The organism is Limnohabitans sp. (genome assembly GCF_044373035.1).
Classification (GTDB): Bacteria; Pseudomonadota; Gammaproteobacteria; order Burkholderiales; family Burkholderiaceae_C; genus Limnohabitans_A.
The window spans coordinates 1-11,112 of sequence record NZ_JBILQU010000094.1 but is presented as its reverse complement, the minus strand read 5'-3'; the positions used below and the strand labels follow the sequence as shown (position 1 = coordinate 11,112).

The window sequence follows — 11,112 nt, the reverse complement described above, 5'->3', positions numbered from 1 at the left end:
CCGCAAATGCTCGAAGGCTTCAGGGCCACGATTCCCATGAACCGGTTGGGAACAGCAGAGGAATGTGCGGGTGCTTTTGTGTACCTGGCCTCAGAACAGATGTCGGGCTACGTGACCGGCCAGATCATCGAGGTCAACGGCGGACAGTACATGCCCTGATGCTCAATGACCTTGGGGGTTGAGCACGGTCACGCGCCACAAGGTGCGTGGTCGGGTCAGGTCGATCAAGGGCGCGCTGTGCAACAGCAAAGCGTTGTCCCAGACGATGACATCGCCGTTTTCGTAGTTGTTGGTGTAGCAATAGGCTTCTTGTGTGGCATGTGCCGCCAGTTCGCGCAACAAGTCCAGGGCCTCGTCATCGGGCATGCCCTCAATCCCAAATGAGCTGCCGCTCACCGCATACAGCGCGGGCTGCCCGGTGAAAGGGTGTGGCCTGACCAGCGGGTGACGCACCCAACTGACCCTTTGGGCTTGCTCGGCGTTGAGCACAGACGCCACGCTTCGGGATTGTTTGTCCAGGTTGTCGCGGTTGCCATAGTGGTGCTTGACCACCAAGCCTTTGATTTTTTCTTTCATGCCCGAGGGCAGGTCGGCATAGGCCTTGGCCTGGTTGGCAAAGGTGGTGCCGTTGGGCGCGGGCGGCACGTCTTGGGCATGCAAGATGGTGCAGCGTGCCACATCGTCCAGATAAGAATAATCGGTGTGGAAATACGTGCCCGCATCCACCAGCCCCGTGGGCTTGCCGTCCTTGAACACATTTGAAAGGATCAGGATGTGGGCATCTTGCGGGTGGTGAAAAGTGTCAATGACATGGGGCGATGGCCTGCCCCATTGTTTGGCAAATGTCACCATTTCGGCTGGCGTCAACGACTGGTTTTTCAGCACGATGAAGCCATGCCGATGCAAGGCATCTGCCAACCACTGACTTTGTCCCGCATCCAAGGGCTCGGACAGATCCAGCCCGTCGATGCGGGCGCCCAACACATCACTCAACGGCGTCAATAAAGGCATGGCATGGGTTTTTGTCAGTTGATCATTTCGGGAGAAAAGATCCGCGGAAGAAACAAAGCAATTTCAGGAAAGACGATCACCGCAAACAACACCACCAACATGGGCACCACCATGATCATGGTGTCCTTCAAGGCATACCTGAGCGGCACCTTGGCCACCGCGCAACAAATCAAGAGGCACATGCCATAAGGTGGCGTGACCAAGCCAAAGGCCAAAGACAAAATGCCGATGATGGCAAAGTGCACAGGATGCATGTCCACCGATTGGGCCAAAGGTTGCAAGGTGGTGCCCACGATGATGATGGCGGGAATCGCATCCAGAAAACAGCCCACAATCAGGAAGGCCACCGCAATGAAAATACCGACGCCAATCACGTCCATGCCCCAAGCTTGAACATTGGTCAGCAAGGCTTTGGGAATTTGGTAGTAGGCCAACAGCCAGCCAAAAACCGAGGCTGTGCCCACACAGAACAATGCCACGGCCGACAATTTTCCGGTGTCCAACACGGCAGCCATGAACTGCTTGAAACCCATTTCGCGGTAAAACAACAAGGACAGCACTGCGGCATACAACACCGCCGCCGCTGCCGACTCGGTCGCCGTGAACCAGCCCAGCAAAATGCCCCCCACGATGATCACAGGGGTGAGCAGGGCTGGAATAGCGACAAGCGTTGATTTGACAATTTCAGTGAAGTTGGCACGCGGGTAGACCGGGTAATTGCGCTTGACCGAATAAGCGTGCACGGTGGCCATTTGGGCCAAGCACAACAGCACGCCCGGCACAATGCCCGCCAAATACATCGCACCAATCGAGGTGGAGATCACGCCCCCCCAAACCACCATGAGAATGGACGGCGGAATGATCACCGCCAGCACAGACGAGACCGCCGTGACAGCGATCGAAAACGACAAGTCATAGCCTTCTTTGACCTGTGCCTCGATGAACAATTTGCCTTGCCCGGCCGCATCGGCACTGGCCGAACCCGAGATGCCCGCAAAAAACACCGAAAGCAATACGTTGACCTGCGCCAACCCGCCTGGGAAATGGCCCACCAACGCTCTCGACAATCGCATCATGCGCACCGTGATGCCGCCGCCGTTCATCAAGTTGGCCGTCAAAAGGAAAAACGGCACCGCCAACAAAATGAAGGAGTTGTAGGTTTTGAACGTCTCATTGAACAAGACCATCGGTGACAGCCGAGGCTCCAGCAACAGGACTGGCAAAGAAGCCAAGCCCAATGCAAAGGCCACCGGAACCCTGATCGCCAAAAGAAAAAAGAAACCTCCAAAGAGGACAATCGCGGCCATTCCTGGCGAAAACAATGCGGAGGTCAAACGACAGACTCCTGGTTCACGCTTTCATCGCCCACAGACTTGCTGAACATGTGGTGCAACAAAAAGACAATCCACAAGAAGCCGGAAATCGGCCAAGCAATAAAAATCCACCACATCGGCATATCGGCCAACTCGGATGTCTGGTTCCAGCCAAATTTGGTGAACTCAATGCCCCAGTAAAAAATCACACCGGAGAAAATCAGCATGAAAAGCTGACACAAGCGGAGCAGGATGCGATCAACCTTGGCTGACAATTTCGGTAAGAAATCCACATCAAAGTGCATTTTTTCTCGCACGCCCAAGGTGGCACCCAGCATGATGAGCCAAATAAAGAAAAATCGGCTCATTTCCTCGGTCCACATGTACCTGGGAATGACATCGGTGTATCTGGAAAAAATTTGCAGGCTCACCGGCACCAACAACAACAACACCACGAAGATCAATAGAAACGACAGAAAACTGTCGATCAAGTGCAGCAATTTATTCATGGGCAAATTCTGGGGAGCACGGTCAAACACAAGGCAGCAGCCGCATGGCCGCCGCCTGGGATGCACATCACTTCATTGAGTTGATCTTGGCGTAGATGGCGTCAGCACCCACCTCTTTGGCGTAAGCCGCCATGACCGGGTCCACCAGCTTTTGCATTTCAGCGCGTTGTGCGAAAGGCACCTGCTTGAGCTTGCCTTCCTTGGCGTACTTGTCGAGCTTGGCCTGGTCTTCAGACGACTCGATCTGACGACCAAAAGCACCCGCCTCCTTGCCTGCCTTCACGATCGCTGCTTGCAGGTCTGCAGGCAGTTTTTTCAGCGTCTTGACGGAGAAGCACAGGGGACGAATGGTGATGGCATGGCGGGTCATCAGGATGTTGGGAGCCACTTCAAAAAACTTCATGGCTTCCACACCAGCGGCTTCGTTTTCACCCGCTTGAATGACGCCGTTTTGGATGGCGTTGTACACCTCGTTGTAAGCGATGACTGTGGGGGTCATGCCCACCGCGCCAAAGGTGCGGCTCCAGATGGGTGCACCTTGCACGCGCACCTTAAGGTTTTTCAAGTCGGCCAAATTACCGGCAGATTTGTTCGAGAAGATGTTGCGCACACCGCCGCCGGCATAACCGATCAATTTGACTTCGGCTTTTTGCTCCACTTCGTCGGCAATCGGCTTGAGGATGTCTTGGTCCAACACCTTGTTCCAGTGGTTCAGGTCACTGAACAAAAACGGCGCATCAATGAAGGGCGCTGCTTTGGAGAAGGTGGACATGTGGGCTGGCGACACAATCGCAAAGTCCACCGCCTTGCCTTGGTTCATGTAGGCAAAGTAATCTTTTTCCAAACCCAGTTCGCTGTTTTTGTGCAAAACAAAGTTAACAGGTTTGCCATAGTATTTTTTGACCAGTTCTTCGAACTTGACCATGGTTTTGGTAAAGGCATGGTCGTCGCCAAACTGTGAGGCGCCGTGCAATGTGATGGCCGCTTGTTGCGCGTGCGCGCTCAAGGCCATGATCGAAGAGAGCACCACGCCCAGCAAAGGTTTCAAAATTTTCATCTCTATGTCTCCTGTATTGATCGGAACAACAGCTTCCATGTGTTGCTCTTTTCACTTTAGGCCAAAGCACCCTCAACAGCCTTGGGGAAAACCATGAGTCATCTGCCCAGCTGTCTCCAACGTGTCCCCAAGCGCTGGTCCCTGCACTGCTGAGAGTGATAACTTGAACCCCACCTTGCGCACGGGCATGTTCGCCTTTGCGTGCGCCACCCGGGATACACCTGGAATGGGTATTTTTTGATTCATCACACGAAAGAAATGCATGAAACACATCGGTTTTATAGGGGCCTCGGGTTTGATGGGCCACGGCATCGCCAAAAATTTGTTGGCCAAGGGTTTTCAGGTCTCCCTGACCGCGCATTCACGGCGCGAGCCTTTGCAAGACCTGTTGGCCGCGGGCGCCAAACTGGTAGAGCGCCATGCCGATCTGACGGCCTGTGATGCGGTCATCATTTGCGTGACCGGCTCACCTCAGGTCGAGGCCGCTTTGGAAGGCCCCGCCGGCTTGCTGAGTCAGGCCCGCGCGGGCTTGGTCGTCATCGACGCGTCCACCAGCGAGCCCGATTCCACGCGACGCCTGGCGGCCCGCTGCCAGGCTGCGGGCATGACCCTGGTCGATGCCCCATTGGCGCGCACCCCCGTGGAGGCCGAAGCCGGCAAACTCAACACCATGGTCGGCGCGTCGCCCGAAGTCTTTGCCCGCCTGGAGCCCGTGTTCAAGGCTTATTGCGAAAATATTTTCCACGTCGGTGAGATGGGCGCAGCCCATGTCATCAAGCTGCTGAACAACTTTCTGGGCCAAGCCATCACGACGGCGGCAGCCGAAGCCTTTGCCGTGGGCGCCAAGGCGGGCATTGATGTGGGGCAACTGGTGCGCGTGGTGTCGGCCGGCGCGGTCAACTCAGGCTTGTTTCAGGCCATGGCCAAAACACTGGATGGCGACTACACCGGCCTGAAGTTCGAACTGAACAACGCGTCGAAAGACTTGCGGTACTACGTGCACCTGACCGAAAGCGTGAAAGCACCCTCATTGGTCGGCACCAGCGTGCACCAGAGTCTGGTCACTGCTTGCGCCTTGGGCTATGGACAGGAGTTGGTGCCATCCCTGGTCAAAGCCCAAGCGCAAATCAACCAGGTCCAGATTGGCTCGGGCCGCTGATGAGTGCGCGCCTGGGCATAGCCCTGGTGGGCTTGGGTGCGGCCACCCAGCCGCACCTGCGCAGCCTGCAAGACCTGAGCGGGCGCATTGACCTGCGCTATGCCGTCACGCGCCAACCTCACCCTGATCGCATCCGGCCTTACACCGGCCCGGTGCGCTTGGTCAGCACCTTGGACGAGGCCTTGGCTGACCCAAAAGTCCAAGCGGTCATTGTGGCCACGCCACCGTCGACCCACTTGGACATCTGCCAACGCTGCTTTGCCGCAGGCAAACATGTCTTGCTCGAAAAACCGCTTGAGTTGAATCTTGAACGGTCTGAGCAACTGGCCGCGCTGGCCCGGCAAAGCGGACTGCATTCAGGGGTGGTGCTGCAGCACCGGTTTCGTCCCGCATCGGTGGCCCTTCAGCAGGTGCTGGACACAGGACGCCTGGGTGAAATCCAGGCCGCATCGGTGCGTGTGCCGTGGTGGCGTTCGCAGGCCTATTACAACGAGCTGGGCCGGGGCACATTGGCACGCGACGGCGGCGGTGTGTTGCTGACCCAAGCCATCCACACCCTGAACCTGTTTCAGGCGCTGGTGGGGGTGAAATCGGTCACCGCTTCGGTGGTGCGGCAAACCCGTTTGCACCAGATGGAAACCGAAGACCACGTCAGCGCACTGTTGGTTTTGGGCAATGGTGCACCCGGTGACCTGATGGCCACCACCGCCATGTATCCGGGCTTCCCGGAAACGATCGAGGTGATTGGCACTTTGGGCAGCGCAAGGCTCAGTGGCGCCGATCTGCAGGTGAACTTTTTGCAAGGTGAACCCTTGACCGTGCGCAGCGAGGGGGGCACCGGCAGCGGCGCGAACATGATGGATTTTTCACACAAACCGCACCGCGAGCTGTTGACCGATTTCATCGATGCGATCGAACAAAACCGAGCACCTCGGGTCACCGCCGATGATGCGCTGAAAACCCATCTGCTGATCGACGAACTGCTGTGCAAGGGACAGACGTCCACCGCCTGAAACCTCAAAGCTTGACCGAGCGGAATCCTGCAAAGATGTCGCGCCGCTCGGGCACAAAGAAGTTGCGGTAGCGCACATCCACGACATGCGCCGAAGTGGCGGCACATGCCCCGCGCAGCACGCGGTGGCCGTGCCACCAGGGCTCTGAATAATCGCGGTAGGGATGGGCCACAAAACCGGGGTAAGGTGAGAAGTCGCTGGCGGTCCATTCCCACACCTGGCCCCATGAAAAGTCGGGCGAGTGCGCCGCACACGCCCACTCGGCTTCGTTGGGCAAACGCCTGCCTGCCCAATCGCACCAAGCCTGGGCATCGGCAGCATTGACATGCACCACGGGCGCATTCAGGTCCATCGCCCGCCACTGGCCCAAACGCCGCACTTGCCAATCGCCCTGCGTGCCACGCACATGGGGCGGGAGGGCATGGCCCGTGGCCTGCAAGAAGGGCAGGTACTGCGACCAGGTCACGGCCATCGCGTCGATCTCAAAAGCGGCCAGCGTCACCGGGTGGGCCTGGCATTCGTTGTCAAAGGCAAAACCGGACCCGCTGTGGCCCAAGGTCCAAACTTGGCCGGGGATGTGCAAAACGCTTATCGAAACAGGATCAATGTCTGCCTGAGTGCGCCCCACGTACAAGGCTTCGGGCAAAGTCAGGCCCAGGTCTTGCGCCATGTACACCGCAGCTTCGTTGTGCATGGCTTCGTGCTGCACAACCAAGCGCCAAAAGTAAAGCGCCTCGTCCGTGGACTCGGGCGCAGCCCGCAAATGGGCCAGACTGTGCGCCAGCACCTCGGCCAGGTAGCGCTGGGTGTGCTGCAAGTCGGGCAGCGGCAGCGACCAGCGGCTGTCGTGCGCCACCTCGCTGGAGTTGTACAGCGCGTCGGCACGGGGCATGAGCGAAGGCCCAAAGCCATCGCCCAAGGAGGCACTGCGGATGCCTTCGCCGCGCTGTCGGTTGCGCACCGTCCACCATTCCTGAAACCAGGCGATATGCCCCCACTCCCACAGGGGCGGGTTCATGCCGGGCCGGGGTGGCACGGCCAGATCGGGCAGCGCTGCTTGCCAAGCCTGGATCAAACCCAGCGTGCGCTGGCGCGTGTCGCTCAGGGCTTGTGCCAAGGTCTCGGCGTTGGCCGTGCGCCAGGGGTTGGTCACGGGTCCATTCAAGCGGTGGGGATTCGTCTTCCTGGGGGCCGCTGGGGTACTGCTGCTCATGTATAAACTGCCCATGCAAAAACTTCGTGTGGTCATTGTCAGCCCTGCCCTGGCCGACGCCAACAACGGGAACTGGCAAACGGCGCGCCGTTGGCAACAGCTGTTGTCTGCGCATTCTGCCCGCATCGTGCGGCAATGGCCCGACGCTGAGGCCTTGACCTCGCCTGACGATGTGATGCTGGCCCTGCACGCGCGCCGCTCAGCCGACTCGGTGCAAGCCTGGCACACCACGCGCGGCCAGCGCGGCTTGGGCGTGGTCCTCACCGGCACCGACCTGTACCGCGACATCGGCCACGACCCCCTGGCCCAACAGTCTTTGACACTGGCCCATTCGCTGGTGGTGCTGCAGGAATTGGGGGTCAAGGCTTTGCCGCCCGCACACCACGCCAAGGCGCGGGTCATCTTTCAGTCCACCGGCACGCGCCAGACTTTGCCCAAAACCACACGCCACTTGCGCGTGGTGATGGTGGGCCATTTGCGCGAAGAAAAAGACCCGCTGACCCTGATGGCGGCTGCGCGCTTGTTGCCGCCAGACGCTGGCGTGCTGATCGACCACATCGGTGCAGCGCTCGACCCAGCGCTGGGCCAAGCCGCGCAAGACACGCAGGCGCAGTGCCCACATTACCGCTGGTTAGGGGCTGTGCCCCACGCGCAAACCCTGCAGCGCATCCAGCGCGCCCACCTGCTGGTGCATTGCAGCCGGATGGAAGGCGGCGCACATGTGCTGATGGAGGCGATTTGCAGCGGCACCCCCGTGCTGGCCTCGCGCATCGACGGCAATGTGGGCCTGCTGGGCGAGAATTACGCCGGCCTGTTTGAGCCGGGCAACGCCAAAACTTTGGTCGATTTGCTGCTGGCGTGCCGATCACCACAAACCGGTCGTTCTCTGGTGGCACACTTGCAGCATCAGTGCGCTTTGCGCGCACCCTTGTTTGAACCGCAGGCCGAACGCGCCGCCTTGCACCGCTGGGTGCAAGACCTCTGGACCCTTTGAATGCAATCTTCCAATCAACCCGTGCTGCGCGATCTGGTGCTGGTCGGCGGCGGCCACAGCCACGTGGGCGTGCTGCGCATGTTCGCCATGAAGCCCGAGCCGGGCGTGCGCATCACCTTGATCTGCACCGACATTGACACGCCTTACTCGGGCATGTTGCCCGGCTACATTTCGGGCCACTACAGCTTTGACGAGGTGCACATCGACCTGGGTCGCCTCTGCGCCTTTGCGGGTGCACGCCTGGTCCATGATGCCGTGATCAGCATCGACCGCAAGACCCAAAGAGTCATTTGCAAAAACCGACCGTCCGTGCCGTACGACCTGTTGTCGGTCAACATCGGCTCGACCCCGCAGATGCGGCAGGTCGATGGCGCACAGGCGCTGGCCGTGCCGGTCAAGCCCATTGCGCAGTTCAACCAGCGTTGGTTGGCCCTGATGGACAAGGCCCGTCAATGGCCCGCGCACCGAGGCCCCATGACGATTGCCGTGGTCGGAGCAGGCGCGGGTGGCGTTGAACTGGTGTTGTCCATGCAGTACCGCTTGCGCAACGAATTCAGGGCCATGGTGCGCAACCCAGAAGACCTGCAATTTGTGCTGCTGACTTCAGGCGAACACATTTTGCCTACGCACAACCCGGGCGTGCGCGCGCACTTTGCCAAGGTTTTGCAAGAGCGCAACGTCGCCGTGCACACCCATGCCGAGGTGGTGCAGGTCTCGCCCGGCTGTCTGCACACGCGCGACGGCCGCACCTTTGATGCCGACGAAGCCATGTGGGTCACCCAAGCCGGCGGCCCCGAATGGCTGCAGAGCACCGGACTGGCTTTGGACAAAAACGGCTTCATCCTGGTGCACCCCCAACTGCAATCCCTGAATGACCCGCTGGTGTTTGCAGCGGGTGACATCGCCTCATTTGTGGAGCGCCCATTAGAAAAAGCCGGCGTGTTTGCCGTGCGCATGGCCAAGCCCTTGGCCGAGAACTTGCGCCGCAGCCTGCGCGGCCAAAAGCTGCTGGCCTACGACCCGCAACGCCACTGGCTGGCGCTCATTTCGACCGGCAACCGCTTTGCCGTGGCCTCTCGCGGACCGCTGGGCTTTGCAGGGGCCTGGATTTGGCGCTGGAAGGACCGCATTGACCGGGAATTCATGCGCCGCTTCACCGAGTTCCCTGCCATGCCGGGAGCGGGCGGCCCCGCCCAACCCGGTGCCAACGTCCGAGAAGCCGTGCAAGCCATGGGCCAACTGCTCAAAGACATCCAGGCCCAAGGCAAGGCCCCCAGCACGCGCCTGACACTGACGAGCGAAGAATCACTGCAAGCCATCTCGGCCATCGCCATGCGCTGCGGGGGCTGCGGCGCCAAAGTAGGCGCTAACATTTTGTCCCGAGCACTGGGCAGCTTGCATCCGGTCGAGCGGCCGGATGTGTTGATCGGCCTGCATTCGCCCGACGATGCGGCCGTGGTGCGCGTGCCGCCGGGCATGGCCGTGGTGCAGACGGTGGACTTTTTCCGGGCCTTCATCGACGACCCCTATTTGTTCGGCAAGGTGGCGGCCAACCACGCGCTGGGTGATATTTTTGCCATGGGAGCCGAGCCACAAACGGCCACCGCCGTGGTCACCGTGCCGCCAGGCCTAGAGCGCAAAGTCGAAGACCTGCTGACCCAAATGATGAGCGGCGCCATTGAAGTGCTGAACGCCGCAGGCTGCGCCCTGGTGGGCGGTCACACGGGCGAAGGCGCCGAGCTGGCCTTGGGCTTTGCCATCAACGGCCTGATCGACGACAACATGAACGGCGTGATGCGCAAGGGCGGCATGCAGCCGGGCGATGTGCTGCTGCTGACCAAGCCGATGGGGACCGGCACCTTGTTCGCCGCGCACGCGCGTTATGCGGCCAAGGGGCGCTGGATCGCGGCGGCATTGCAGTCGATGGTGCAATCCAACCAGGCCGGTGCCAAAATTTTGCACCAACACGGGGCCACCGCCTGCACTGACCTGACGGGCTTTGGCCTGCTGGGCCACCTGGTCGAGATGACACGGCCATCGGGTGTGGATGCCGAACTGAACATGAGCACCCTGCCCCTGCTGGATGGCGCGGTGGACTGCGTGCAAGCAGGCATTGTCAGCTCTTTGCAGCCGGCCAATGTGCGCCTGCGTCGTGCCCTGCGCAACGCCGATGAGTTCATCAACGACCCGCGCTATCCCCTGTTGTTTGACCCACAAACCGCAGGTGGCCTGTTGGCCAGCGTGCCCGCAGCGCAAGCGGCGGCTTGTGTGCAAGCGCTCAAGGCCGCAGGCTACCCGCACACCGCCATCATCGGCCGCATCACCGCGCAAGGCGAGGACATCGAGCCGGTGCTGCTGAAAACCTGAGGCGATGCGCCGGGCCTGTCGATGCCCATCGCCCAAAAAAAACGGGGTGGCTCATGAGCCACCCCGTCAATGCGCCACTTGATCAGCCCAAGTCGTATCGGTCAGCGTTCATGACCTTGGTCCATGCGGCCACAAAGTCGCGTGCAAACTTCTCGCGGTTGTCGTCTTGGGCATACACCTCGGCGTAAGCGCGCAAGACCGAGTTGGAGCCAAACACCAAGTCCACGCGGGAAGCCGTCCACTTCGCCTGGCCTGTTTGGCGGTTGCAAATGTCGTACGAGTTTTTGCCCGTGGGTTTCCACTGGTAAGCCATGTCGGTCAGCGCTACAAAAAAGTCGTTGCTCAACACGCCCACACGGTCGGTGAACACGCCATGCTTGGAGCCGCCGTGGTTGACACCCAGCACACGCATGCCACCCACCAACACGGTCATCTCGCTCGCCGTGAGGCCCATGAGTTGTGCGCGGTCGAGCAAG

At 60.0% G+C, this 11,112-nt stretch carries 11 protein-coding genes; 5 read left to right on the top strand and 6 right to left on the bottom strand.

All coding sequences use genetic code 11. The annotated features are described in order from the left end of the window. Positions 1–159: SDR family oxidoreductase (locus ACIQ47_RS12520; protein WP_396438427.1), on the top strand; the 159-nt coding region annotated here is incomplete at its 5' end. A gap of 3 nt (positions 160–162) precedes the next feature. Here ACIQ47_RS12520 and ACIQ47_RS12515 read toward each other — a convergent pair. The 4 genes from ACIQ47_RS12515 to ACIQ47_RS12500 all read right to left on the bottom strand — a co-directional run bounded on the left by ACIQ47_RS12515 (position 163) and on the right by ACIQ47_RS12500 (position 3,890). Next, positions 163–1,011 carry a TauD/TfdA dioxygenase family protein gene (locus tag ACIQ47_RS12515; RefSeq protein ID WP_396438425.1) on the bottom strand — a complete coding sequence of 283 codons (849 nt, stop codon included), beginning with the start codon at positions 1,009–1,011 and terminating at the stop codon, positions 163–165. Positions 1,012–1,025: 14 nt separating this feature from the next. Beyond that, positions 1,026–2,318, bottom strand: coding sequence for a TRAP transporter large permease (locus ACIQ47_RS12510; protein WP_396438426.1), 1,293 nt, complete (start codon positions 2,316–2,318; stop codon positions 1,026–1,028). A gap of 23 nt (positions 2,319–2,341) precedes the next feature. Beyond that, complete coding sequence (locus ACIQ47_RS12505) at positions 2,342–2,833, bottom strand: TRAP transporter small permease (protein ID WP_396438424.1); 492 nt, start codon at positions 2,831–2,833, stop codon at positions 2,342–2,344. A gap of 67 nt (positions 2,834–2,900) precedes the next feature. Beyond that, positions 2,901–3,890: a TRAP transporter substrate-binding protein gene (locus tag ACIQ47_RS12500; RefSeq protein WP_396438423.1), complete on the bottom strand. Its 990-nt coding sequence runs from the start codon at positions 3,888–3,890 to the stop codon at positions 2,901–2,903. Between the two features lie 262 nt (positions 3,891–4,152). Between ACIQ47_RS12500 and ACIQ47_RS12495 the strand changes: the two genes are divergently transcribed. Further along, complete coding sequence (locus tag ACIQ47_RS12495; RefSeq protein ID WP_396438422.1) at positions 4,153–5,049, top strand: NAD(P)-dependent oxidoreductase; 897 nt, start codon at positions 4,153–4,155, stop codon at positions 5,047–5,049. After that, the gene (locus ACIQ47_RS12490; RefSeq protein WP_396438421.1) at positions 5,049–6,062 is read left to right on the top strand and encodes a Gfo/Idh/MocA family protein; all 1,014 of its coding nucleotides are present in this window, start codon (positions 5,049–5,051) and stop codon (positions 6,060–6,062) included. Before ACIQ47_RS12495 ends, ACIQ47_RS12490 begins: the two co-directional genes overlap by 1 nt. A gap of 4 nt (positions 6,063–6,066) precedes the next feature. Here ACIQ47_RS12490 and senA read toward each other — a convergent pair whose 3' ends face one another. After that, entirely contained in the window at positions 6,067–7,215 is a 1,149-nt protein-coding gene (senA, locus tag ACIQ47_RS12485) for a selenoneine synthase SenA (RefSeq protein ID WP_396438420.1), read from the bottom strand. Positions 7,216–7,288: 73 nt separating this feature from the next. Here senA and senB point away from each other — a divergent pair, with 73 nt between their 5' ends. Beyond that, positions 7,289–8,269 carry a selenoneine biosynthesis selenosugar synthase SenB gene (gene senB, locus ACIQ47_RS12480; protein ID WP_396438419.1) on the top strand — a complete coding sequence of 327 codons (981 nt, stop codon included), beginning with the start codon at positions 7,289–7,291 and terminating at the stop codon, positions 8,267–8,269. Then, entirely contained in the window at positions 8,270–10,636 is a 2,367-nt protein-coding gene (selD, locus tag ACIQ47_RS12475; RefSeq protein ID WP_396438418.1) for a selenide, water dikinase SelD, read from the top strand. 82 nt (positions 10,637–10,718) lie between these two features. Here selD and ACIQ47_RS12470 read toward each other — a convergent pair. After that, the coding region (locus ACIQ47_RS12470) for a peroxidase family protein (protein WP_396438417.1) at positions 10,719–11,112 on the bottom strand (394 nt) is incomplete at its 5' end.